At 61.0% G+C, this 21,969-nt stretch carries 26 protein-coding genes; 7 read left to right on the top strand and 19 right to left on the bottom strand.

The features are described from left to right. Nucleotides 1-315: 315 nt before the first annotated feature. Nucleotides 316-2,232, top strand: a complete 1,917-nt coding sequence (locus tag K6N12_RS17285; RefSeq protein ID WP_097623877.1) for an O-linked N-acetylglucosamine transferase, SPINDLY family protein — start codon at nucleotides 316-318, stop codon at nucleotides 2,230-2,232. A gap of 105 nt (nucleotides 2,233-2,337) precedes the next feature. Here the strand turns inward: K6N12_RS17285 and fliP are convergent, their stop codons facing one another. From fliP to flgF, 13 genes are all read right to left on the bottom strand, one after another. Continuing rightward, complete coding sequence (fliP, locus tag K6N12_RS17280) at nucleotides 2,338-3,075, bottom strand: flagellar type III secretion system pore protein FliP (RefSeq protein WP_003584259.1); 738 nt, start codon at nucleotides 3,073-3,075, stop codon at nucleotides 2,338-2,340. Next, the gene (locus tag K6N12_RS17275; RefSeq protein WP_097623876.1) at nucleotides 3,072-3,578 is read right to left on the bottom strand and encodes a flagellar basal body-associated FliL family protein; all 507 of its coding nucleotides are present in this window, start codon (nucleotides 3,576-3,578) and stop codon (nucleotides 3,072-3,074) included. The genes fliP and K6N12_RS17275 overlap by 4 nt, the downstream gene beginning before the upstream one ends. 12 nt (nucleotides 3,579-3,590) lie before the next feature. Then, nucleotides 3,591-4,307 carry a flagellar basal body L-ring protein FlgH gene (flgH, locus tag K6N12_RS17270; RefSeq protein WP_097623875.1) on the bottom strand — a complete coding sequence of 239 codons (717 nt, stop codon included), beginning with the start codon at nucleotides 4,305-4,307 and terminating at the stop codon, nucleotides 3,591-3,593. Further along, entirely contained in the window at nucleotides 4,304-4,843 is a 540-nt protein-coding gene (locus K6N12_RS17265) for a MotE family protein (RefSeq protein WP_097623874.1), read from the bottom strand. The genes flgH and K6N12_RS17265 overlap by 4 nt, the downstream gene beginning before the upstream one ends. Then, on the bottom strand, nucleotides 4,840-5,961 hold the full coding sequence (locus K6N12_RS17260; RefSeq protein WP_097623873.1) for a flagellar basal body P-ring protein FlgI: 1,122 nt from the start codon (nucleotides 5,959-5,961) through the stop codon (nucleotides 4,840-4,842). Before K6N12_RS17260 ends, K6N12_RS17265 begins: the two co-directional genes overlap by 4 nt. Then, entirely contained in the window at nucleotides 5,958-6,440 is a 483-nt protein-coding gene (flgA, locus tag K6N12_RS17255) for a flagellar basal body P-ring formation chaperone FlgA (protein ID WP_097623872.1), read from the bottom strand. The genes K6N12_RS17260 and flgA overlap by 4 nt, the downstream gene beginning before the upstream one ends. Before the next feature lie 16 nt (nucleotides 6,441-6,456). Then, the gene (gene flgG, locus K6N12_RS17250) at nucleotides 6,457-7,245 is read right to left on the bottom strand and encodes a flagellar basal-body rod protein FlgG (RefSeq protein ID WP_012556600.1); all 789 of its coding nucleotides are present in this window, start codon (nucleotides 7,243-7,245) and stop codon (nucleotides 6,457-6,459) included. 19 nt (nucleotides 7,246-7,264) lie between these two features. Beyond that, a complete protein-coding gene (fliE, locus tag K6N12_RS17245) occupies nucleotides 7,265-7,606 on the bottom strand; it encodes a flagellar hook-basal body complex protein FliE (RefSeq protein ID WP_222148914.1) in 342 nt (113 codons plus the stop codon). A gap of 2 nt (nucleotides 7,607-7,608) precedes the next feature. Continuing rightward, nucleotides 7,609-8,025: a flagellar basal body rod protein FlgC gene (flgC, locus tag K6N12_RS17240; protein ID WP_003570338.1), complete on the bottom strand. Its 417-nt coding sequence runs from the start codon at nucleotides 8,023-8,025 to the stop codon at nucleotides 7,609-7,611. 5 nt (nucleotides 8,026-8,030) lie between these two features. After that, the gene (flgB, locus tag K6N12_RS17235) at nucleotides 8,031-8,423 is read right to left on the bottom strand and encodes a flagellar basal body rod protein FlgB (RefSeq protein ID WP_003588551.1); all 393 of its coding nucleotides are present in this window, start codon (nucleotides 8,421-8,423) and stop codon (nucleotides 8,031-8,033) included. Between the two features lie 167 nt (nucleotides 8,424-8,590). Beyond that, nucleotides 8,591-9,133, bottom strand: coding sequence for a flagellar protein (locus K6N12_RS17230; protein ID WP_097623871.1), 543 nt, complete (start codon nucleotides 9,131-9,133; stop codon nucleotides 8,591-8,593). 2 nt (nucleotides 9,134-9,135) lie between these two features. Then, nucleotides 9,136-10,533 carry a flagellar protein export ATPase FliI gene (fliI, locus tag K6N12_RS17225; RefSeq protein WP_097623870.1) on the bottom strand — a complete coding sequence of 466 codons (1,398 nt, stop codon included), beginning with the start codon at nucleotides 10,531-10,533 and terminating at the stop codon, nucleotides 9,136-9,138. 95 nt (nucleotides 10,534-10,628) lie between these two features. After that, the gene (flgF, locus tag K6N12_RS17220; RefSeq protein WP_003588556.1) at nucleotides 10,629-11,363 is read right to left on the bottom strand and encodes a flagellar basal-body rod protein FlgF; all 735 of its coding nucleotides are present in this window, start codon (nucleotides 11,361-11,363) and stop codon (nucleotides 10,629-10,631) included. A 254-nt stretch (nucleotides 11,364-11,617) separates the two neighbouring features. Between flgF and motA the strand changes: the two genes are divergently transcribed. The 6 genes from motA to K6N12_RS17190 all read left to right on the top strand — a co-directional run bounded on the left by motA (nucleotide 11,618) and on the right by K6N12_RS17190 (nucleotide 16,924). Beyond that, entirely contained in the window at nucleotides 11,618-12,490 is an 873-nt protein-coding gene (gene motA / locus K6N12_RS17215) for a flagellar motor stator protein MotA (RefSeq protein ID WP_012556597.1), read from the top strand. Further along, the gene (locus K6N12_RS17210; protein ID WP_097623869.1) at nucleotides 12,491-13,441 is read left to right on the top strand and encodes a FliM/FliN family flagellar motor switch protein; all 951 of its coding nucleotides are present in this window, start codon (nucleotides 12,491-12,493) and stop codon (nucleotides 13,439-13,441) included. A 65-nt stretch (nucleotides 13,442-13,506) separates the two neighbouring features. Then, nucleotides 13,507-14,094 (top strand): flagellar motor switch protein FliN, encoded by a 588-nt coding sequence (gene fliN / locus K6N12_RS17205; RefSeq protein WP_097623868.1) that lies wholly within the window; start codon nucleotides 13,507-13,509, stop codon nucleotides 14,092-14,094. A 28-nt stretch (nucleotides 14,095-14,122) separates the two neighbouring features. Next, entirely contained in the window at nucleotides 14,123-15,163 is a 1,041-nt protein-coding gene (fliG, locus tag K6N12_RS17200; RefSeq protein WP_097623867.1) for a flagellar motor switch protein FliG, read from the top strand. Nucleotides 15,164-15,395: 232 nt separating this feature from the next. After that, complete coding sequence (gene flhB / locus K6N12_RS17195) at nucleotides 15,396-16,475, top strand: flagellar biosynthesis protein FlhB (RefSeq protein WP_054183728.1); 1,080 nt, start codon at nucleotides 15,396-15,398, stop codon at nucleotides 16,473-16,475. A gap of 5 nt (nucleotides 16,476-16,480) precedes the next feature. Continuing rightward, nucleotides 16,481-16,924 (top strand): hypothetical protein, encoded by a 444-nt coding sequence (locus K6N12_RS17190; protein ID WP_003588567.1) that lies wholly within the window; start codon nucleotides 16,481-16,483, stop codon nucleotides 16,922-16,924. Nucleotides 16,925-16,976: 52 nt separating this feature from the next. Here the strand turns inward: K6N12_RS17190 and visR are convergent, their stop codons facing one another. The 6 genes from visR to K6N12_RS17160 all read right to left on the bottom strand — a co-directional run bounded on the left by visR (nucleotide 16,977) and on the right by K6N12_RS17160 (nucleotide 21,969). Beyond that, nucleotides 16,977-17,723, bottom strand: coding sequence for a transcriptional regulator VisR (visR, locus tag K6N12_RS17185; protein ID WP_003588568.1), 747 nt, complete (start codon nucleotides 17,721-17,723; stop codon nucleotides 16,977-16,979). An 8-nt stretch (nucleotides 17,724-17,731) separates the two neighbouring features. Next, nucleotides 17,732-18,478, bottom strand: a complete 747-nt coding sequence (gene visN, locus K6N12_RS17180) for a transcriptional regulator VisN (RefSeq protein WP_003584236.1) — start codon at nucleotides 18,476-18,478, stop codon at nucleotides 17,732-17,734. Nucleotides 18,479-18,820: 342 nt separating this feature from the next. Next, the gene (gene fliF / locus K6N12_RS17175) at nucleotides 18,821-20,512 is read right to left on the bottom strand and encodes a flagellar basal-body MS-ring/collar protein FliF (protein ID WP_003588571.1); all 1,692 of its coding nucleotides are present in this window, start codon (nucleotides 20,510-20,512) and stop codon (nucleotides 18,821-18,823) included. 110 nt (nucleotides 20,513-20,622) lie between these two features. Further along, a complete protein-coding gene (cheT, locus tag K6N12_RS17170; RefSeq protein WP_003588573.1) occupies nucleotides 20,623-21,012 on the bottom strand; it encodes a chemotaxis protein CheT in 390 nt (129 codons plus the stop codon). 16 nt (nucleotides 21,013-21,028) lie between these two features. Next, the gene (gene cheD / locus K6N12_RS17165) at nucleotides 21,029-21,583 is read right to left on the bottom strand and encodes a chemoreceptor glutamine deamidase CheD (RefSeq protein WP_003588575.1); all 555 of its coding nucleotides are present in this window, start codon (nucleotides 21,581-21,583) and stop codon (nucleotides 21,029-21,031) included. Next, a complete protein-coding gene (locus tag K6N12_RS17160) occupies nucleotides 21,580-21,969 on the bottom strand; it encodes a response regulator (protein ID WP_003556488.1) in 390 nt (129 codons plus the stop codon). The genes cheD and K6N12_RS17160 overlap by 4 nt, the downstream gene beginning before the upstream one ends.

Genomic DNA, 21,969 nt, shown 5'->3' with positions numbered 1-21,969 from the left:
TGTCCAGGGCAATCTCGCAGCCAATGCTTGCCAACTTCTTAAAAACAGAGGCCCCGTGCCGGCTCCTTACATCGCATAGTTAATGCCGGCTGAATCTATTCCTTCGCATGCTAACATGCCGAGAAAGAAACCGTTTTCTCTCATGAAGGAAGCGCCTTCATGCGGCACACCGGTTTCAAGCAAGCTTCACCTGGCAGTGTGGCAGGCGCCGGGATAGCATCATCGGATCGATCCGCCCGTTTTCGGGGAGGACGGCTCGGGCGTGCGTCGGCGATCGACAGAAATGCCAGAACATTTCCTTCACGGAGTTGGGTTTTGAACAGCAAAGTTTCGTTCTCTGCGGCATCCAGAGATTACCAGGCGGGCCGCTACACACAGTCCCTGGCGACGCTCAACCAGCTCATGGATATCCAGCAGGACGCCAAGACCTATGCGCTGCTGGCCAAGAACCTCCTGCAGCTCGGCTTCAAGGCCGATGCCGCGAAAGCCTATGGCTTGGCCGGCAACTGCGAAGGACCGAATGCCTACGAATACCAGAAGCAGGCTGCCAAGCTGCATTATGAGATCGGCAACGAGGATGATGCTCTGCTGATCGCCATGCGAAACCTCGCCAAGGCCAAGGACGACGCAGAACTCGCCTTCATCATCACGGCGATCTATCTGAAGCGCCAGCAGCGGGATATCATTCGCCCGTTCAAGACGGTGCTGTCACAGAGTGCCAATCCCGATCATATGCGCCTGGCGGCCCTGCTGCTGAGCGACGATCTGAACGACGCAACCAACCAGAGCCTCTCGCGCAACCTCTTCAAGCGGTTTCCGGGCAATCTCGCATTCCGCTTCCTGCATCTGGTTTTCGCCCGCGAATTCAACGAGTTCGAAGAGGCCAGCAAACATCAGGCGGTGATCGACTCTGCACTCGCAAAGGGCGATATCGAGATCCTGCGCAAGGACAACCCGTTCTATCATCTGCACTGGTGCGGCAACGAGGATTTCAACCGCTATGCCACGATCGGCACCACCCCCCTCAACCCCGAACGGGTGGCCTTCCGCCGCAACCAGCCGCACACGTGGTCCGACAAGATCCGGATCGGCTACATGTCATCGGACTTCTGGGATCGCCATGCGACGATGAAGCTCCTGCAGCGGATCCTGGAACTGCACGACAGGGACCGGTTCGAGGTGACGCTGTTCTGCCATACGGGTCCGGAATACCTGAAGCACAACGTTACCGACCGCAGCCGCTGGGGCCGGATCGTCGACGTTCACGGCTTCTCCGATCAGGCGGTGCTGGCAGTCGTGCGCGAGCATAATATCGACATCATGGTCGACCTGAAGGGCCATACCTCCGGCAGTCGCGCGACAGCCTTCAACCTGCCGCTGGCGCCAGTACACGTCGGCTGGCTTGGTTTCCCCGGCAGCACCGTCAATATCGATCTCGACTACGTCATCGGCGACCATTCGGTACTGCCCGAGGTGGCCAAGCCCTTCTACCATGAGAAATTCTGCCGGTTGCCGGAAAGCTATCAGCCGAACGACCCGATGCATCGCCCGAAGCCGCGCCCCGTCACCCGCGAGCAGCTCGGCCTGCCGAAAGAGGCCTTTATCTTCGCCTCATTCAACGGCAACCGCAAGATCACGCCGGAGACGATCGACAGCTGGTGCCGCATTCTCAAGCGGGCGCCGAACAGCGTGCTCTGGCTGATGGCGAACACGCCGCGCAACCAGGCGAATCTGTTGAAGCACTTCCAGACGGCAGGCATTTCGCCCAAGCGGATCATTTTCTGCCCGCGCGCGCCCTACGAACAACATATCGACCGTCAGCAGGCGGCCGACCTCGGCATCGATACCTTCCCCGTCAACGGCCATACGACCACCTCGGAGCAGCTCTGGGGCGGCCTGCCGGTTCTGACCTTCAAGGGCACCAACTTCGCCTCACGCGTCAGCGAGAGCCTGCTGCGGGCCATCGACCTGCCCGACCTCGTCGCAAGCGACCTGCAGGCCTATGAAGATATGGCCGTCGAACTGGCGCAGAACCCCGGAAGGATCGCCGAATACAAGGCGCATCTGAAAGAGAAGCGCTATATCGCACCGCTCTTCGACGCCGAACGTTTCTGCAATCATCTGGAGCAGGCCTACGAAATCATGGCCGAGCGCGGCAAGCAGCGTCTCGCCCCCGAGCACATGGACATTGCGGCGCTGCCGCCGCGCACGGTGCCGTTCGGCGCCGAGTGAGCCTTTCAATCGTCACGAAAACCCGCCGGAGCGATCCGGCGGGTTTTCTCGTTGCCGAAAGCCTAGACGAAGATAGGAACGGGCAAAGATAGGAGCGGCGGTCGGTCAGTTGAACGAGCGCACCAGACTGCCGACCAGCAGGTTCCAGCCGTCGATCAGCACGAAGAAGAGAATCTTGAACGGCAGCGAGATCGACGTCGGCGGCAGCATCATCATGCCCATCGCCATGGTGATGGTGGCGACGATGAGGTCGATAACGAGGAACGGCAGGACGACGAGGAAGCCGATCTCGAAGCCGCGGCGAATTTCCGAAATCATGAAGGCCGGGATCAGCACGCGATAGTCGATCGGATCCGTCGTCTGGATAGTCTGGCCGCGTTCACGCGCCAGATCGACGAATAGCGCCAGATCCTTGTCGCGGGTGTTGGCCGCCATGAAGGTGCGGAAGGGTTCGGCAATCCGCTGGACGGCCTCGGTCTCGTTGATCTGATTGGCAAGCAGCGGCTGCACGCCGTTCTGCCAGGCCTGATCGAAGGTCGGCGACATGACGTAGAAGGTCATGAACAGCGACAGCGACAGGAGGATCATGTTGGAGGGGGTCGACGAGAGGCCCATGCCTGAGCGCAGGATCGAGAAGGCGATGATGAAGCGCGGGAAGCTCGTCACCATGATCAGGATGCCCGGCGCGACCGAAAGGATGGTCAGCAGGCCGAACGTGCGGATGATCCAGGCGGCGACGGAGCCATCGACGGGTACGTTCAACAAGTCAGTCGGCAGCTGCTGTGCCACCGCCAGTTCCGGTACCGCCATCATGGCGGCAAGGAAAACTATGAGACGAATCATTCGATGACAAATGTCCTGAACATGACCTTCGATACCCGCCCTTGCGAGCGAAGGTCAACACGTTCCTGTATGTCATCCTTGAGATATTGAAAGCCCCGCGGCCCCTCGATCTGCTGCAGGGAAACGGTCCTGACATAGGCGAGGATATCCTGGTGGATATCCTCGGAAACCTTGACATCCGGTGGTCCGTTGAACAGCAGCGCGACCTCGAGTCGGACCCAGTTTTCCGAGGGGTAGGCGAGGTTCGAGGTGATCGGCTCGAGCTGGACAACGTTGTTCGCCTCGGTCGAGATGTGGGCCAGGCCTTCCTCGGCCTTTTTCTTGGCCTCGGCGTCCTTGGCCTGCTCGGCCTCCTTGGCGCCCTTGATGTTGGGCGCGACGATCGTGCCGACCGCCCAGCCGCCGCCGGCGCCGAGCAGCGTCAGGACAGCGATACCGATGATCGTCATCAGCGTGGCGGATTTCTTCTTTGGTTGACCTGTGCTTGCGTCTGGCTCTGCCATCGTCGTTCAGCCTCAAAGCGGCGAGAAAAGATCGACGGCCTGCTGGCCGCGCGGAGGCTGCTGTACTTCCATCAGGCGGCCGCGGCCACCGTAGGAGATGCGGGCCTCGGCGATCTTGTCGTAGGAAATCTGGTTGTCGGCATTGACGTCCTGCGGGCGAACGATACCGGCGACGTTCAGGATGCGCAGTTCCTGGTTCAGACGGACTTCCTGCGAGCCCGAGATGACGAGGTTACCGTTTTCGAGAATGCCGGTGACGACGGCGGCGACCAGAAGGGTGATCTTGTCGGTGCGCTCGATCTTGCCCTTGCCGTCGGTGCTGGTGTCGGAACCATAGGTGAGGTCGGTCTTGGACTCGGGCGTCCAGCCGAAGATCTGGGCGTTGACGTCCCAGTTCATGCCGCTCGAATTGGTGCGGCTGCGGTTGGTCTCGTTGTCGAAGGAGGCCTTGTCGTTGATCTGGATGTCGACGGTCAGGATGTCGCCGACATTGAGCGCACGCGCATCCTTGAAGAGCGCCGCCTGCGAATCGCTCCACAGGGAATAACCCTGCGCCACGGCGCGCGGCTGCTTCGGATAAAGCGCCATCTGCGGCGTCTGGCCATAGGCCAGGCCGCTGCCGATCGGGCTCATGGCGGGCGCGCGGCCGATCTCGCTGACTGCCGTCGGAGACTGGCAACCTGCAAGGAGTGCGAGGGCGGCGATCGCGGCCGGGAAACGCATATTCATGAAGGATCCTTCGACGTATTGGGATCGGACGCACTGGCGATGACGCTGGCGATGGCCGCGGCCTTCTTCGGGTCCATCTCGTTGAGGATGAGGCTCGACTGACGCGGGCCGAGCCGCATGATCACGGCGGAGGCCACCTCGATCTTCATGTCCTGTAGTTGCAGTGCGGCCGAATCCGGCTTCATCTTCTTGTAGATTTCAGTGAGGCCGGCTTCCGCTTGCTTCAGGAAATCGTCGCGCCGCTTCAGCCAGTCCTGGTACTCGGCCTTGCGCTTATCCATCTCCGCCATGCGGGCGTCGATGTCGGCGCGAAGCTTTTCCAGCTCCTGCTTCTGCAGGAGGTAACGCTGGTCGCGGGCGGGGTCGGCAATGTTGGTGCAGAACTGCTTGACTTCGTCCTGGGAGGTGATGTCGCCCGCCGGCGCATGCTCCTGCGCGAAGGCGCCCGGGATCGACAGAAGGACGAGGCCTGCTGCCGGCAGCGCCAGCCGGCGCGCCAATTGCAGGACCGTCATGTCTTTGATGATCTTTATCATTGCAGCACAAGCTCCGCCTGCAGGGCGCCCGCCGACTTGATGCCCTGGAGAATGGCGATGATGCCATCCGGCTTCACGCCGATATTGTTGAGGCCGGCAACGAGGGTCCTGAGGTCGGGACCGTCGATGATCGCGACGCGCCCGCCGGTCTGCTCAGCGGCGATATCGGTCTGCGGCTGGACCGCGGTGCGGCCACGCGAGAAAGGTTCGGGCTGGATGATCTGCGGCGTCTCGGTGACCTGAACCGTCAGGGTGCCGTAGCTGACGGCGACCGGCGAGACGCGGACGTCGGAGCCGATGACGATCGTTCCGGTACGCTCGTTGATGACAACCTTGGCCGGCGTATCGGTTTCGACGATGAGATTTTCGATGTCGGCCATCAGCCGGGTGAGATCGGCCGTGCGCGGCTTCTGAATCACCACTTCCTGAGAATCCTTGGCTTCGGCGACCGGGCCGCCGAAACGTGCTGAGGCATAACCATTGACGATGTCGGCGATGCGGATCGCCGTCGAGAAGTCGGGATTGCGCAGCTGCAGGACGAGATTGACCGAGTCCTTGAAGCGGGACGGCAGTTCACGTTCGATGATCGCGCCGCCGGGCACGCGGCCGGCGGTGGTCACACCTTCGGTCACGGTCGCCGCCTGGCCCTGGGCCTGGAAGCCGGTGACGATGGCAGCGCCCTGAGCGACAGCGTAGATCTGGCCGTCCGCGCCGGAAAGCGAGGTCATGACGAGTGTGCCGCCGCGCAGCGATGTTGCGTCGCCGAGCGAGCTTACCGTTACGTCGATGCGGCTGCCGGGGCTTGCGAAGGGCGGCAGGTTGGCGGTGACCATGACGGCCGCCGTGTTCTTGGCGTTGGATTGGCCGCCCTGCGTCGAGATGCCGAGATTCTGCAGCATAGCCCGCATCGACTGCTCGGTGAAAGGCGAAGCACGGAAGCCGTCGCCGGTTCCCTGCAGGCCGACGATCAGGCCGTAGCCGATCAACTGGTTGTCGCGTCCGGCCTGAAGGGAGGCGATATCCTTGATGCGGGATGTCAGCGCCCAGGCGGGCGCGACGTCGACGAGGTTCATGGCAAGCACCGCGACAAGGGTCAAGAACCGGAAGAACAATTTCATTTTGCCCTCACATGGACCGTGCCGTCCGCAAGCACCGTGCCGCTGACGATGACGCCGGAATCCATATTGCGCGCGCGGATCAGCTGCCCTGTGGCGCCGTCTTCGAGCGGCGAGCCGGCGGCTGAGATGGTCATCGCACCGAGCGAGAAGACCAGGCGGATCGAAGAACCGCGGGTCACCGTATAGGGCTCACGCAGACCCGAAACCGAAATCGTGCGGCCCGGCAAAAGCGTGCGCTTGGAGACCAGGCCTTCGACCTGGGAGATGGATTTGGCGAAATCGCCGGAAAGGTTGGGGTTGGTGACCTCGACCTCCTGAAGCTGGCTGGCCGACAATGTGTCGCCGGGGTAGATGATCGTCGTCGGGACGACGGCATAACCCATGCCGGCATCCACGTCCGCGGGCAAGAAAATGCCCGTGACTGCGATCGTGGCTGCCGCCACCCATCCTGAGATGTGTCCTGCCCGGCAAAACATCATGTTTCGGCCCTTCCCTTTACTTCAGGTTCTTGCTGACGATGGAGGCCATTTCATCAGCGGTGGTGATCACCTTGGAATTCATCTCGTAAGCGCGCTGGGCCGAGATCAGCTCGGTGATTTCCTTCACCGGATCGACGTTCGACGATTCCAGATAGCCCTGCTTCATGTAGGCGAAACCTTCCTCGTCAGGATTGCCCACGACGGCTTCGCCGGAGGCTGCCGTTTCCTGGAAGAGATTGTCGCCGAGCGGCTGGAGACCAGCCTCGTTGACGAAGTCGGCAAGCGTCAACTGGCCGAGCACGGTCGCATCCGCCGCACCCGGCAATTTGGCCGAAACCTGGCCGGAGCGGCTGATCGTCAGCTCGGTCGAGCCCGTCGGGATGGTGATACCGGGCAGGACCTCGTAGCCGTCGATGGTGACGAGCTGGCCCTGGTCGTTCTTGTTGAAGGCGCCGGCGCGGGTGTAAAGCGTCGTCCCGTCGGTCGACTGGATCTGGAAGAAGCCCTTGCCGATCAGCGCCACGTCGAGGTCGTTGCCGGTCTGGGTCAGTTCGCCTTGGAGATGCAGGTTGCGGACCGCCGATGTCTGGACGCCGAGGCCGATATTGGCGCCTTCGGGAACGACGGCCTGGTTGGCGCGGTTGGCGACGCCCTTGGCGCGTTCGGTCTGGTAGAGAAGATCGGAGAATTCGGCGCGGGCGCGCTTGAAACCCGTCGTATTGATGTTGGCGATATTGTTCGCGATGACTTCCAGATTGGTCTGCTGGGCATCCATGCCCGTTGCTGCAATGGCGAGCGCTCTCATGTGTTCGTCCTCAAATCAGTTACATCTGCATCTTGGTGACTTCGAGAAAGGCCGAGACGACCTTGTCGCGGATGGCGATCGCCGTCTGCAGCGTCTGCTCGGCCTGGAGCATGGAATCGACGACTTCACGCGTCGTCGCCGTGCCTTTGATCCCGGCAAAGGACATGCTTTCCGCACCCTTCAGGCTGCTGACCGCGTCGCTTGCCATGTTGCCCATGACGGAGGCGAAGCTCATATTATTGGCCGCACCTGCGGTGCCTGGCATGGTGGCGGGAGACGACGAGGCCGAATTTTCGGTGTCGACGGCGCCGAGCGCACGGGTCATCGAAAGGTTGCTGACATTCTGGACGCTGCTGATCATTATTATTGGCTCTTCAGGAGATCGATCGTGGAGGAGATGAGATCGCGGGTCTGCTTGATGGTCTGCAGATTGGCGTCATACGAGCGGTTGGCTTCGCGCATGTCGGCCATCTCGACCAGGATGTTGACGTTCGGCAGCTTGACGACGCCCTTCTGGTCCGCAGCCGGATTGCTGGGGTCGAATTCGGTGCTGAAGTCGCCTTCGTCGACGCCGACCTTCTTGACGTCGACCGTCTCGACGCCGCTCACACGATCCATCTGTTGGCCGAAGGTGATGGTCTTGCGGCGATAGGGGTCGGCACCGGGCGTGTCACCGGTCGAGCGGGCGTTGGCGATGTTTTCCGAAACGATGCGCAGGCGCGTCGACTGCGCCTCGAGCCCGGAACCGGCGATTTTCATTGCTGCTGAAAGCGGATCCATGACTTTTACTTCCTGACGGTCATCAGCATCATGCGGTTGAAGGAACTGACCAGCGAGGTATTCAGATCGTATTGGCGCTTGATATCGCCGGACTTGGAAAGCTCCTCGGCCAGACCGACCGTGTTGCCGGATTCCTGGACGCCGATTTCCTGGTCGAGTGAGGCGTCCTTGACGTCGATATCGCCGCTGGCGCTGAAATCATTGCCGCTGAGATGGGCCGGATTGGTGCGCGCCATGGTGATGTCTGATTTGTCGAGCACGGCGTCGAAGGGCGTGACGTCCTTGGCGCGGAACTTCGGAGTATTGGCATTCGCGATGTTGCCGGCAACAACCTGCTGACGGATCGTCAGCCATTCCGCCTGTCGCGAAGCCAAGTCGAAAAGTTGGATCGGTTGCATGAGACTCTCCGTTTTTACTGTCCCCAACCTATTGCGGTAATCTTGCGTGGGACTTACGGGAGTTCAGGTTTCAAGGCGCTTTTCGGCGAGCGGGGGGCCCCAAAAAAACCGAGGCCCCGGCCGGTTCGCGGCGGAGCCTCCATTGCCTCCGGCGTTGGCCGACAGGTTCAGTTGTTCTGGTAGGTCTCACCCTTGGAGGTGACGATCATCCACTTGCCCCCGCGCTGTTCGATTGTCGCAAGGCGGCTCTGATCCGGCAGTATCGAGCCGACGCGCACCACATACATGCCGGAGGTATCCTCGATCAGCGCCCGCCCATTGGAGACGTGCAGCAGGCGGAAGGACGACTTGCCGGGAAAGGGCTGATCCTCCAGGATGGGGCGGCCCTCGCGCTCCTTGCCGAGGTCGGAGACCGTCGCCGTCGTCAGCGGATCGATCGGCGGCGCCTTCTTGTCCGGCTCGTTCTTGTTGACCATGGCCAGCGGCGAGACGCTGAAGACATTGCGCGCCGGCCAATCCGGCAGTTCGCGCGAATTGTCGCTGGCGGCGACATTGATGCCGAATTTGTCTTCATTGAAGAAAACATACCAGGGAAAGAACGCAGAGGCGCCGGCAAGCGCCAGGCCGGCAAAGGTCAGAAACCGATCCAAGCGGGCGGCCTTCCCGCGCTGCTTCGGGGAAGCGATGCGTTCGTCGTCGAATTCAGCCACATCTATCTCCTCTGGATGGCTCCGCCCTGATTGCCGACACCGGCTGCAGCCTTGAGGGCGCTGGCGAGATCGGCAAAGGCATCGGGCGAGTTGCGATCGCCCGGCGACTGTTTCAGGACGTCGTAAATGATCGGGACCTGCTTGACCGCCATGTCGAGATCGGGATCGGCGCCCTGGCGGTAACCGCCGATCAGGCGCAGGTCGCGCGTTTCCTCGAAGCGGTGGATCAGCACCTTCAGCCGCGACACCAGCTTTTCCTGGTCCGGCGTCCAGGCCTTGCGGGCAAGACGCGAGATCGAGGCGAGCGGATCGATCGGCGGATAACGCCCTTCTTCGGCGAGACTGCGCTGCAGGACGATATGACCATCGAGAATGCCGCGCGTCGAATCGGCGATCGGGTCGTTGTGGTTGTCGCCGTCGACGAGGATCGAGATGATCGCGGTGATTGTGCCGGCGCCCTCGGGACCGGGACCGGCGCGCTCCAACAGGCGCGGCAGCTCGGTGAAGACGGAAGCCGGGTAGCCGCGGGCAATCGGCGGCTCGCCGGAGGCGGTCGCCACCTCGCGGATCGCATGGGCGAAACGCGTGACGCTGTCGACGATGAACAGGACGTTCTCACCCTTGTCGCGGAAATGCTCGGCGATGGTGACCGCCGTCAGCGGCGCCATCTTGCGCAGCATCGGGCTCTCGTCGCTGGTGGCGACGACGGCGATCGCCTTCTTCATATTGCTGCCGAGCGTATCCTCGATGAATTCGCGCACCTCGCGGCCGCGCTCGCCGACAAGCGCAATGACGACCTTGTCGAAGGCATCGGCGCGGGCGAGCATGGACAGAAGCGTCGACTTACCGACGCCGGAGCCGGCGAAGATGCCGAGGCGCTGCCCGAGGCAGAGCGGCGAAAAGATGTCGATGGCGCGCACGCCGGTCTTGAAGCCGGCCTCGACACGCTTACGGGTCATCGAGGGCGGCGCGGTATTGGAGATCGAGCGGCGGTCGAGGCCCTCGGCGATCGGGCCCAGTCCGTCGATCGGCTCGCAGAGCGAGTTGACGGTGCGCCCGCACCAGCTGTCCGACGGGGAGATGCGGAAGGCGCCCTTGCGGATGACGGTATCGTGGATGCCGATCGGCTCGCCTGGCTCGATCGGGCAGACATAGATCAGATCAGGCTCGACGCGAACGACCTCGCCCAAATGGATGCCGGTTGCCGATTTATGGGCGACGAACTCGCCGAGGCGAACATGGCGGGAAAGACCGCGAACCGTGTAGTGACCGGCAGCGATGGTCTGCACGCGACCGCCATGGGCAACCGAAAACTCCGGCGATGCGTATCGCTCGACGAGGCCTGCCAGATGCGCCAGCTTCGGGGAAAGACCGTCCTCGGACAGCAGCGTGGTGCTCATGCTTCAATCCCACCCGAAAATACGACGCATTTTCGATCTCTGTTCTTATGCATGTCGTCCTCCCAAAACCGCTGCACACTTTTGGGCGACATGCATTAGCGGCTACCCCCAAGCGTCTGGACGGCTTCCTTGAAGGAATCCTCGCTGTCGCGCATCAACGACGAGACGCTTTCGAAGGCGCGGTTGACTTCGATCAGCTGGGTAATCTCGCGCATGGCGTTGACGTTAGAGTTTTCGAGATAACCCTGCTCGACACCGACATTGAAGCGGTCGACGACGGCGCGCGGCTGGTCGGTGGTCATGATGCCGCTGTTTTCGTAGCGCAGATAACCCTTGCTGATATCGGCCTCGAACAGGCCGAGCGATCCGACCTGGCGGTCACCCTGATAGATGATGCCGTCGGTGCCGACGGCCGGCTCGCCGCCTTTGGAGTTGAGCTGGATCGGCGCGCCGCCGGCGTCGAGAACGGGATATCCGCGGATCGAAACCAGTTCGCCGGTATCCTTTAGGGTGAAGCGGCCGTCCCTCGTCAGCACGCGGCCAGCGGGCGTATCGAGCGAGAACCAGGCATCACCCTTGATGGCGAAATCAAGCATGTTGCCGGTGTGCTGCAGCTCGCCGTTTGACTCGTTCAGATAGTCATTGCCTTGGGAAACGAAGGCGACCTTGGTGTTCAGCTTGTTCTTGGTTGCCGCCACCATCTCGTCGAACTTCACCTCGGTGGCGCGAAAACCGGTCGTGTTCACGTTCGCCATGTTGTCTGCGATGGTGTTCAGGCGCTTTTCGAGAGCCATCTGCGACGACAGAGAAACATAAAGACCGGATTGCATGTCGGTAGGCTCCAAGCATTGGCGATGAACGGAACGAAAAACCGGGCGTCGTCTTATGAGGTTCGGCCGGGATTTCGCTGAGGCGGCATCTCAGAAACGGGTGCGGGCACCCATTCGTCTCCTTAAGACTGACGCCAGATGCTTGCGCGAAGCTGGCACGCGGAAATGCCTGGCGCGCGGCCCGTTCATCAGCCTCACGCAAGGCAGAAACCCTAACCGTCTTAGAGAAAAGTAACGTTCAGATTGGGCTGACGATGAATATCATTATCGGATTTATAGTGACTTGCGGCTGTGTCATCGGCAGCTTCATGGCAATGGGCGGCCACGTGGACGCGCTATTCCAGCCCTTCGAATTCGTGATCATCGGCGGCGCCGGTCTCGGCAGCTTCATCATGGCGAACCCGATGAAGGTGGTGAAGGATTCCGGCAAAGCGCTCGGCGAAGCCTTCAAGCACGCCGTGCCGAAGGAACGCAATTATCTCGATACGCTCGGCGTGCTCTATTCCTTGATGCGCGACCTGCGCACCAAGTCGCGAAACGAAATCGAAGCCCATATCGACAATCCGGCAGAATCGACGATCTTCCAGTCGGCCCCCACCGTTCTGAAGAACAAGGAATTGACGGCCTTCATCTGCGACTATGTGCGCCTGATCATCATCGGCAACGCCCGCAGCCACGAAATCGAAGCGCTGATGGACGAAGAGCTCAACACCATCATGCACGACAAGATGAAGCCCTACCACGCGATCCAGATCATGGGCGATTCCTTCCCGGCGATCGGTATCGTCGCGGCGGTTCTCGGCGTCATCAAGGCGATGGCTCACATCAACGATTCGCCCGAAGTGCTCGGTCACCTGATCGGCTCGGCGCTGGTCGGCACCTTCCTCGGCATCCTCCTGTCCTACTGCGTCTGCTCGCCGCTGGTCTCCCAGATCAAGATCGTGCGCAACAAGCAGCACCGCCTCTACGTCATCGTCAAGCAGACGCTGCTTGCCTACATGAACGGCTCAGTTCCGCAGGTCGCTCTCGAATACGGCCGCAAGACGATCTCGGCTTACGAGCGTCCATCCATCGATGCGGTCGAACAGGAAATGATGAACCCAGGCGGCGAAAACAAGGCGGCTTAAATGACCATGAGCAATGCTTCGCACGACAAACCGGCAATGGATCCTGCCCTTCTCGCCAAGCTGACCGGCGGGCTCGGCGACAAAGGCAGGGTCGCCAAGATCTGCAGTTCCTTCGGGGAAGTCTACAGCGAATTCTTTCCCGACGTCATCAAGAGCGAGACCGGCCTCGACGTGACGGTCAATTATCTCGGCTGCGAGATCGGCTACAAGAACCACCTGATCGACGACCTGAACTCGAACGTCACGCTCGTCGACGTGACTCTGCGAAACTGGTCGCAGAACATCACGCTTGCCTGCGGCAACGGTTTCGTCATCACCCTGATGGAGCACCTGCTCGGCGCCACGGCCGATACGATCGAGGAGCCGGCCGACCGGCTGCTGTCGATCATCGAAATGGACCTGGCGGTGATGGTCTTCGACAAGATCGCCAAGGTGCTGCGCTCAGCCGTCAACGCGCCCGGCGGTTTCGAACCGAGCCTCTCGGTCCCGCACGCCCTTGAGATGCGCGCCCGGCCGCCGGAGGACCGCCCGGACGAATTCGCCGCCGCCATCAATATGTCGATCACGCTTGCCGGCATCGTGTCGGAATTTTCGCTGATGGTTCCGCAGACGGCGCTGCTGAAAACCAAAGTGACGCCGCCGAAGCCGAAGCGCCAGTCAGGCGGCAGCTCAGCGGAATGGACAGAACAGCTCGGCGATCAGGTCCGCCGCTCGCAGGTCACGCTCGAGGCCAAGATCAGGCTGCAGGACCTGACATTGCGCACGATCTCGAAGCTGATGGTCGGCGATGTCATTCCGTTCCGTGACCATGGCGACGTGCGCGTCGAGGTCAGCGCCAACAGCAAGGAATTGTATGTGTGCGAGTTCGGGCGTTCAGGCGAAAACTACATGGTCCGCGTCAAGGATACGATGAACTCGGATGACGAACTCATCCGTCATTTAATGAATTAATCGGTTCTCTGGCTTTCGGGCTGCAAAGGCAGTTTGAGGCAAGTTTCAACTGGAATAGTGATTTCATGGCTACGAAGAAAACACAGCAGAACAGCGACCTCTCCCTGGATATGCCGGGCAGCGAAGCGGATCTCGATCAGGCGATCGACGATCTGCGCGGCGTGCTGAAGCAGGATGCCGATGGCGACCTGCCGCAGTTTGGCGACGACCTGCAGAACGACGCCTTCGCAGCAGGAACCGATCTGGCGGCTTTCGGCGGCGAGATTTCGGACAGCCCGTTCGGCGGCGACGATTTCGGCGGCGATTTCGGTGCCGGCAATGCCGGCGCGGCTGCCGGCATGGATTTCGGCAGCAGCCCTTCCTTCGAGGCTTCGCCGGCTCCGCTCGGCAGCGCTTTGAATTCCAATTTCGAACTGATCATGGACATTCCGATCGATGTCCAGATCATGCTCGGCACCAGCCGCATGCAGGTCTCCGGCCTGATGAACCTCAATGAAGGGGCGACGATCGCCCTCGACAAGAAAATCGGCGAGCCGGTCGAGATCATGGTGAACGGCCGCAGGATTGCCCGCGGCGAGATTACGGTGCTTGATAACGACGACACCCGATTCGGTGTGAAACTGATAGAAGTTTTGAGTACGAAAAAAGCCTGATCCCTGTGTGGGACGGAGAGGTTAGACCATGATGGACTTTGACGATTTCGGCGGCGCGCTAGCCGGGAAACCGTTGACCCAGGCTGAAAAGGCGGCGGCTGTTCTTCTCGCTATGGGAAAGGGCGTCGCCGGCCGGCTGTTGAAATATTTCACCCAGGCCGAATTGCAGACCATTATCTCATCCGCCCAGTCGCTGCGCGCCATTCCGCCGGACGAACTCTTGATGCTCGTCTCCGAGTTCGAAGACCTCTTCACCGAGGGCGCCGGACTGATGGACAACGCCAAGGCGATCGAAGCCATTCTGGAAGAAGGCCTGACGCCCGACGAGGTCGACAGCCTGCTCGGCCGCCGCACGGCGTTCCAGGCCTACGAAACCTCGATCTGGGATCGCCTCAGCGAGGCGGAGCCGACATTCGTCGCCCAGTTCCTACTGCGCGAACATCCGCAGACCGTTGCCTATATTCTTTCGATGATGCCTTCCAACTTCGGCGCCAAGGTGCTGCTGCAGCTCCCCGACAACCGCCGCGCCGACATCATGAACCGAACCGTCAACATGAAGACCGTCAGCCCGAAGGCTGCGCAGATCATCGAGAACCAGGTGATGACGCTGCTTGCCGAGGTCGAGGCAGAGCGCAATGCCGCCGGCTCGACGAAGGTCGCCGATCTGATGAACGAGCTCGACAAGCCGCAGGTCGACACGCTGCTCACCTCGCTTGAATCGATCAGCCGCGAATCCGTCAACAAGGTCCGCCCGAAGATCTTCCTGTTCGAGGATCTCATGTACATGCCGCAGCGCAGCCGCGTCTTGCTGCTCAACGACATTTCGACGGATGTGCTGACCGTCTCGCTGCGCGGTTCGCCGCCCGAGATCCGCGAATCGGTTCTCTCCGCCATCAGCCCGCGCCAGCGCCGCATGATCGAATCGGATCTGCAGAGCGGCATGGGGGGCGTCAATCCGCGCGAGATCGCCATTGCCCGGCGCGCCGTGGCGCAGGAAGCGATTCGCCTGGCCAATTCAGGCCAGATCGAACTCAAGGAAAAGGAAGGCGACGCTTCGGCAGCCGCCTAATCCTGCGAGACTGTTGACAAATCCAGCCGCCCGCAAGGCGGCTGTTGATCGCCATGCCACAGGCGACTACCCTTCCAGCAATAGGCCGCGCTCTAAAGCGCGTCGCAGGGAACCCGGTTTCCGCGACGCGCTTTAGCTCTTTGTTTTGATGCATGTCGTCATCCAAAACCGCTGCACGTGTTTGGGCGACATGCATTAGCTGCGCTCTATATCTTTGACGGAGGGCCGCGACTTGGCAGATGATGACAAGGACAGCAAAACAGAAGCCCCGACCGCGAAAAAGCAAACCGACGCCGCCGAGAAAGGCAACGTGCCGTTTTCGCGCGAACTGTCGATCTTCGCGACCATCCTTGCCACCTATATCTACCTGGTGTTCTTCCTCCCCGACAGCGTCGGGCGCATGGCTGAAACGCTGCGCGACATCTTCGATCAGCCCGACCAATGGAAGATCGAGACGGGGCCTGACGTCCTTTCGCTGTTCGTCAAGCTCGGCTGGGCCACTGCGGCGCTGCTGGCGCCCGCTTTCATCCTGTTCATGGTGTTCGGCATCGCCTCCTCCATCTTCCAGAACCTGCCGACGCCGGTGCTCGAACGCATCCGGCCGCAGGCCTCGCGCATCTCTCCCGTCAAAGGCTGGGAACGGCTCTTCAGCCTGCCAGGCCTCATCGAGTTCGGAAAATCGCTGTTCAAGGTCGTCGTCGTCGGGGTCATCCTGTTTTTCGTGCTGAGGAGCGAATATTTCAGCTCGATCGACGCAATGTTCTCCGACCCGCAGACGATCCTGGTGCGGATCTCGACGGCGATGCGCAAGATCATCATCGTCGTGCTGATCGCCACCGCGATTGTGGCGATCGTCGATGTCTTCTGGACGCGTCATCACTGGTTCACCGAGCTGAAGATGACGCGGCACGAGATCAAGGAAGAAAATAAGCAGGCGCAGGGCGACCCCTTCGTCAAGGGCCGGCAGCGCTCGCTGATGCGCGACCGCGCACGCCGGCGTATGATTTCCAATGTGCACCGGGCGACGCTCGTCATCGCCAACCCGACGCACTATGCGGTGGCGCTGCGCTACGCGCGCGAAGAAAACGACGCGCCGGTGGTGCTGGCCAAGGGCCAGGACCTCATCGCGCTCAAAATCAGGGAGATTGCCGAGAAAAACGGCATCCCGGTGTTCGAGGATCCGCCACTTGCGCGCTCCATGTTTGCGCAAGTCTCGGTCGATACTGTCATCCCGTCAGTCTTCTATAAGGCCGTTGCGGAGCTGATCCACCGGGTTTACGCCGCAGACGCCAAGAACAAACGGGTAAGATAAGCCGAATGAAAAAATGCCCTCACTCTACCCAGCGTGAAAAAATCCTCGCAGTTGCGATCAGCCCGGTCGCCACGGAACTGCGCCTTCTGGATGCTTCTGACCTTATTTCGCTGCTGCGCTTCGAGTATTACGGCAATCTTTCCGATCTCGTCGCTTCGGCGGCAGAGCTTTTCTTTCATCCGGGCACTGTGAATTTCGGCCTCGGCGGCAACTATACGCTGGAGTGGGGCGGCAAGCCCGAAGTCGTTCTCGATCTGGAAATTAAGCCGCGCGGCGTCACCGTCTATGCGCAGCTGACGCTTGCCGAAGATCACGCCGGCATCGAGATCAACCATATCGCGTTCCAGGATCCCTCGGCCGATCCCGATGAAAACACCCGCTTCCTCGAAAAGAGCCTTCGAGAATCGCGCTACAGCGTCAGCCAGGCGCCGCGTGCGCTGGCCAGCTGATTTGTCATCGAGACATGAGAGCTTTCATCCGCTCAGCTGAGCTGAGTGGGGTTCAGCTGATATAGCCGAGCCGGATCGCCTTGGCGATCGCCTGGATGCGATTGACGGAATCGAGCTTGATCGTCGCCGAGCCGAGATAGGCGTTGACGGTATGCACCGACAGGCCGAGCTTGTCGGCAATCTCTTCGCTGATGCGGCCGTCGCCGGCAAGCTGGAGACAGGCGATCTCGCGTTCGCTGAGGGCTTCGGCGGCCGCCGTGCGGCGTTCGTCGAGCGAGAGCAGATCCATCATGATATGGCAGCAGCGACCGTGCAGCTCGACGATGGTATCACTCGAGGGATCGATCTCATCGCCGGTGAAAACGATAAAACCGTTGCCGACGGCGCCGAGCCGCACCGGAAAGGCAAGGCCGGAAAAGGGCACGATCCCATCCTGCAGCCGCGTCATGAACGGCGCGAAGTCGGCAGGACCGGGGGCGGCACGGTCGCAACCGCCGGCCCATGAGAGCGGCAACAACGACTTCTCGATATGCTCGAGAAGGACATCGCCATAGGCATCCGTGAAAGCCTTGCCGAAACCGGCATTGGAAGACCCCCAGTTTTCGAGCTCGCAGACAAGGCGCTGCTTTGCCGGAATACCCGAGCCGCTGACGCGGAAGATCGCGAAGCCGTGAGCATCGGCGAGTTTCTGCATGGCAATCAGCCGCGGAAAAAGATCGGACCGGCTGGAAATCCTGTTCACACGCACCATGCGCGACTGCTCGGCACTGCTCATCGTCCTGGCTGATGGATGCGCCATGGCTCCCCCTATACGAGATTGTTGCGGACGGCGAAGGCAATGGCCTCGGAGCGGGTCTTGGTCGCCGTCTTGCGCATCACGCTGGTAATGTAGTTGTTGATGGTATTGCGGGAGATGCCGAGGATCATCGCGATCTCGTCGCTCGTCTTGCCCTCGGCGATCCAGAACAGGCATTCGAGCTCGCGGTCGGTCAATTCGAAATCGCGATCGACCCTGGTACCGCCGCAGCGCAGGAAACTCGCGACGTAACCTGCAAGCAGGCCGACATCCCGCAGGCGCTCCGGCGACAGGATGAACCCCTCGCCGAACAGGAACATCAGGGCGAGCCGCGACCGGCCGACATTGAAGGTCACGGAGCAATATTGGCGGCTGGCGCCGTCCGGCACGTCGGCATTGTCAGGCATAAGAGCAAAATTCGGCTGGAAAACCTGCATGCATTTTTCCAGCTCCGTCGAACGGGCGTAGCCGCGAACCAGATCGTTGGCGATATCCCTGACCAGGTCAAAAGGCCAATCCGACGAGACGATGAAATCGAGGCCGCTTTCCTGGAGGAGATCGCAGCGCGCCAGAAGGTAGTGCGAAGCACCGACATACTCCGTCAGCGCGCGCAGACCGGACTGCAACCTGCCAGTGTTGGCGACACCGTGCAGGCGCTGGAGCAGTTGATCGCGCGGCAACAGATCCGGCACCACAGCGCTCGCAAAATTCGACATTTGCCTCTCGCCTTTGCTCGCCTGAATTACATCCATATCCATTGGCAATGTCCTGCGGCTGAGAAACGATCAAACTCGGTGCAACAGCAATTTTTCTATAAGGGATTCAATTCGAGTCCCGCTCGAATCCCATTTCGAATCACCCAAGGGTAAGCCAGCCGATGCAAATCACCATCTCCGACTTCTAGGGATTTACTTCCACTGCCGCGCATGCACTGATTCGATGATCAATTCCAGCCCTCAAGACAAGGAGAGGCTAAGGTGATTCTGGCTGTATCGCAACTTCATTCGCGTTTTACGCGAGTCCAGGATCAGACAACTATCCCTTTACAGAAACGACACTGGGCATCGACATGAAAAAAGGCCGGTTGCCCGGCCCTTTTCTTACGCTGCTTCGTCGATCGCCCATTTCCGGAGGATTTTCGCAGCGCGTTCCTCGTTGATCTCGACCATGCGGGACAGCTTGCGTTCCGGGCCTTCCTTGACGCGGCGGTTGAAGTTGCCGTCGTCGTCGCCGAGGCTGAGAAGATCCTCGGTGCTGTCGAAGCCGAAGTCGGATCCGAAACCGTCCATGAGGGCTCCTCCGGAAGCGCCGGCTGCCGGCGCGAAGTCCGGAAGCTCGAGGCCGGCCGCCTCCGGCGTGGCGTCGCCGAGAACCGAAGAGCTGCCGTTGCCGCTGACGCTGCGCACCAGAGGCCGCAGGCCCATCCAGACCACCACAAAGGCGACCGCGACAAAGGCTAGCGAGTTGATGATGCCGGCCAGGTTGCGGCTCAGCATATCCATGACGCGAACACCACCGGTGGCGTCTTCTAGCAGCTGGTTCTCGAGGAAGTCCATCGCCGTAACGGTGACGACGTCGCCGCGCTTGGCGTCGATGCCGGACGCCGAAGCAACGATCTTCTGCATTTCCGCAAGATAGGCGTCGATCTTGGCCTGGTCGGCCGGCTCGCCGACCATCTTGGCGATGCGGCCCTTATTGACCACGACGGCGATCGAAAGCTTCTCGACCTTGTAGCTGTTGCGGGTGGTCGCCGTCGTCCGGCTGTTGATTTCGTAGTTGGTCTGCTCTTCACGCTTGTCGGACTTATCCTGCGATTCCGGTCCGGCCGAACCACCGGCCTCGGGAGCTGCCTGCGGAATGTTCTGCTCGACCGTCGTCGCGCTGTCGGACTGCTTCTGCTGCGACTGCTGGGCTTCCTTGGTGGAGCGGACCGAGCGTTCGACCTTGGATTCGGGATCGTAGGTGGTTTCCTGGATCTGCTGGGCGTCGGTGTTGAGATCGGCGGTGACGCTGGAGCGGAAGTTGTCCATGCCGAGGAAGGGTGCGAGCGCCTTGTCGATGTTGGATTCGACTTCCTGTTGGACGTTCTGGACGATGTTGAGCGAGCGGTTCAGCGAGCTGTTGCTGGCTTCGTCGCCGGACGCGAGCAGCTGACCGGCCGAATCGAGGATGGTCACGTCATCGACGTCAAGCCCCGGCACGGCCGAGGCGACGAGGTGGCGGATCGAGGTCGCAGCACTGCGCCCGGTGGTGGCGCTGGCGCGAATCATGACGGAGGCGGTCGGCTTCTGCTCCGCCTTCCGGAAGTTTCCGACCTCCGGCATGACGATATGCACACGCGCGGCTGTTATGCCCGAGATCGACTGGATGGTGCGGGCGATTTCGCCTTCCAGCGCGCGAACCCGCGTCACCTCCTGCATGAAGGAGGTCAGGCCCAGCGAGCCGACATTGTCGAAGAGTTCGTAACCGGCATTGGCGCTGTTCGGCAGGCCGCGCTCGGCAAGCAACAGGCGGGCCTTGCCCGTCATCCCCGCGGGGACGCTGATGCTGGTGCCGTCCGTGCCGACCTGGAAATCGACGTTGGCTTCGGCAAGCGCCATGCTGATCTGGTTGAGATCGGGCGAATCCAGACCGACATACAAAGTTTCCTGTGCCGGCTTGTTGACGAATAGAGCGGCCGCAAGGACGATTGCGATGGAGACGGCACCGACGCCTCCGAGAATCATCAGGCGTGTTCGGCCAAGGGAACCGAAGTTCTTAAAGATCTGAACTAATTGATTTAACAGATTCATTCTGTTCTCGCACGATTCGTCAAAGACAAAGCAGGCTTATTGCCTCATCTGACGAATAATCGGCGAAACTTGCGCGAGCGTTTCGTAAAGGGCGCGCAGCCCCTGAAGGGCTAGAAGAAATCGAAGTCGCCGGCTGCCTTGCTCAGGGGCTGGGAATGGCCGTGGCGCGTGGCGCCGCCCAATGCCTTCTGCATCTCCGCCAGCTTGACGAGGCTGAGCGCGGTCGCAACGTCGACGGCCCAGCCGTGCGGGATTTCGCCGGTGATGGTGTCGATGAACTCGGCAAGGCCGCGCGATTTCTGCACGGCGAGATCGATGCCCTGCATGACCTTCATGGCATCCGGCGAATTCAGAATTTCGGCGCCGCCGAGATCGAGAAGCTGCGGCTCGATGCGCTCGATGAGATAGGCAACGTCGTGCAGTTCGGAAACGATGCGCATCAGGATGTCGCTCAACGCTTCAACTGGCGCAGGCGGCTCCATGACCGAATTAAACGTCATATAAAAATCCTCGCCATCAAAAAAATTCGATACTGGTTTCGACGGGCTTCGGCGGAGCGGCGGGGCGCTGCTCGAGAGCAACGGTTCTCTGCGTTTCGGCGCCGGTCAGCGGGTATTGCCGGGCACGGCCGGAGACGGGCCAAAATTCAAGCTTGCGTCCATGATCTCCGCCTGTGGAGGAGCCGACCACCGGAATGCCTTCATCGCGCAGGAACTGCATGGCGAAGGCCGCGTTCTGCTCACCGACATTGGAGAATGTCGAGATCGTTTTCGCACCGCCGAAGATCTTGGCCTCCAGCCGGTCGCGCCGGGCGCCCTGCTTGAGGAGACCGTTGATCAGCAGCTCCATCAGATGCACGCCGTAGCGCGTCGCATCGCCGCCTGACGTCGGCGAGGTCGCCGAGCCCGGCAGCAAGAAGTGGTTCATGCCGCCGATACCGGCGACAGGGTCTCTGAGACACGCAGCCACGCACGAGCCGAGAATGGTCGAGAGGACCGCATTCGGATCGCTCAGAACCTTGTACTCGCCCTGAATGATGTGCACGCGGCGGGCTGCCCCCTCAGTCATCATTTCAAGGCTCCAAACACGGCTTCGATAGCCGCTTTCATCTTCTCGATCGTGAACGGCTTGGCGAGCACGTTGTTGGCGCCGAGCTGGGCTGCCTTCTGTACCAATGCGCGGTCGCCTTGGGCGGTGAGGATGATAAAGGCCGCCTTTTTGGTGTTCGGGTTGGTGCGCACGGCCTGAAGGAAGCCGATGCCATCCATCTTCGGCATGTTGAAGTCCGAGATCACCAGGTGGTGCGGTTGCTCGGCCATGATCTTCATGCCCTGCTCGCCGTCGCCTGCAGACGTGATCTGCTTGAAACCGAGCTGGGTCAGCGCGTCGCTGAGCAGCAACCGGCTCGTCACCTGATCGTCGACGATCAGAACTTTGATTTTCTCCGCGATCGACAT

The organism is Rhizobium redzepovicii, from assembly GCF_019793435.1.
GTDB classification, from domain to species: domain Bacteria; phylum Pseudomonadota; class Alphaproteobacteria; order Rhizobiales; family Rhizobiaceae; genus Rhizobium; species Rhizobium redzepovicii.
This window is presented reverse-complemented; position numbering and strand designations above follow the sequence as displayed.

Excerpts from the sequence above, each read along its gene's own strand:
- fliI (WP_097623870.1), bottom strand. The coding sequence starts at position 10,533 with ATGAGCACCACGCTGCTGTCCGAGGACGGTCTTTCCCCGAAGCTGGCG.
- K6N12_RS17265 (WP_097623874.1), bottom strand. The coding sequence starts at position 4,843 with ATGATAAAGATCATCAAAGACATGACGGTCCTGCAATTGGCGCGCCGG.
- fliP (WP_003584259.1), bottom strand. The coding sequence starts at position 3,075 with ATGATTCGTCTCATAGTTTTCCTTGCCGCCATGATGGCGGTACCGGAA.
- flgC (WP_003570338.1), bottom strand. The coding sequence starts at position 8,025 with ATGGATCCGCTTTCAGCAGCAATGAAAATCGCCGGTTCCGGGCTCGAG.
- flgG (WP_012556600.1), bottom strand. The coding sequence starts at position 7,245 with ATGAGAGCGCTCGCCATTGCAGCAACGGGCATGGATGCCCAGCAGACC.
- cheT (WP_003588573.1), bottom strand. The coding sequence starts at position 21,012 with ATGACGTTTAATTCGGTCATGGAGCCGCCTGCGCCAGTTGAAGCGTTG.
- K6N12_RS17260 (WP_097623873.1), bottom strand. The coding sequence starts at position 5,961 with ATGAAATTGTTCTTCCGGTTCTTGACCCTTGTCGCGGTGCTTGCCATG.
- K6N12_RS17275 (WP_097623876.1), bottom strand. The coding sequence starts at position 3,578 with ATGGCAGAGCCAGACGCAAGCACAGGTCAACCAAAGAAGAAATCCGCC.
- motA (WP_012556597.1), top strand. The coding sequence starts at position 11,618 with ATGAATATCATTATCGGATTTATAGTGACTTGCGGCTGTGTCATCGGC.
- flgA (WP_097623872.1), bottom strand. The coding sequence starts at position 6,440 with ATGATGTTTTGCCGGGCAGGACACATCTCAGGATGGGTGGCGGCAGCC.
- flgH (WP_097623875.1), bottom strand. The coding sequence starts at position 4,307 with ATGAATATGCGTTTCCCGGCCGCGATCGCCGCCCTCGCACTCCTTGCA.
- flgB (WP_003588551.1), bottom strand. The coding sequence starts at position 8,423 with ATGCAACCGATCCAACTTTTCGACTTGGCTTCGCGACAGGCGGAATGG.
- K6N12_RS17160 (WP_003556488.1), bottom strand. The coding sequence starts at position 21,969 with ATGTCGATCGCGGAGAAAATCAAAGTTCTGATCGTCGACGATCAGGTG.
- fliE (WP_222148914.1), bottom strand. The coding sequence starts at position 7,606 with ATGATCAGCAGCGTCCAGAATGTCAGCAACCTTTCGATGACCCGTGCG.
- fliG (WP_097623867.1), top strand. The coding sequence starts at position 14,123 with ATGATGGACTTTGACGATTTCGGCGGCGCGCTAGCCGGGAAACCGTTG.
- fliN (WP_097623868.1), top strand. The coding sequence starts at position 13,507 with ATGGCTACGAAGAAAACACAGCAGAACAGCGACCTCTCCCTGGATATG.
- visR (WP_003588568.1), bottom strand. The coding sequence starts at position 17,723 with ATGGCGCATCCATCAGCCAGGACGATGAGCAGTGCCGAGCAGTCGCGC.
- fliF (WP_003588571.1), bottom strand. The coding sequence starts at position 20,512 with ATGAATCTGTTAAATCAATTAGTTCAGATCTTTAAGAACTTCGGTTCC.
- cheD (WP_003588575.1), bottom strand. The coding sequence starts at position 21,583 with ATGATGACTGAGGGGGCAGCCCGCCGCGTGCACATCATTCAGGGCGAG.
- K6N12_RS17190 (WP_003588567.1), top strand. The coding sequence starts at position 16,481 with ATGAAAAAATGCCCTCACTCTACCCAGCGTGAAAAAATCCTCGCAGTT.
- visN (WP_003584236.1), bottom strand. The coding sequence starts at position 18,478 with ATGGATATGGATGTAATTCAGGCGAGCAAAGGCGAGAGGCAAATGTCG.
- K6N12_RS17210 (WP_097623869.1), top strand. The coding sequence starts at position 12,491 with ATGACCATGAGCAATGCTTCGCACGACAAACCGGCAATGGATCCTGCC.
- flgF (WP_003588556.1), bottom strand. The coding sequence starts at position 11,363 with ATGCAATCCGGTCTTTATGTTTCTCTGTCGTCGCAGATGGCTCTCGAA.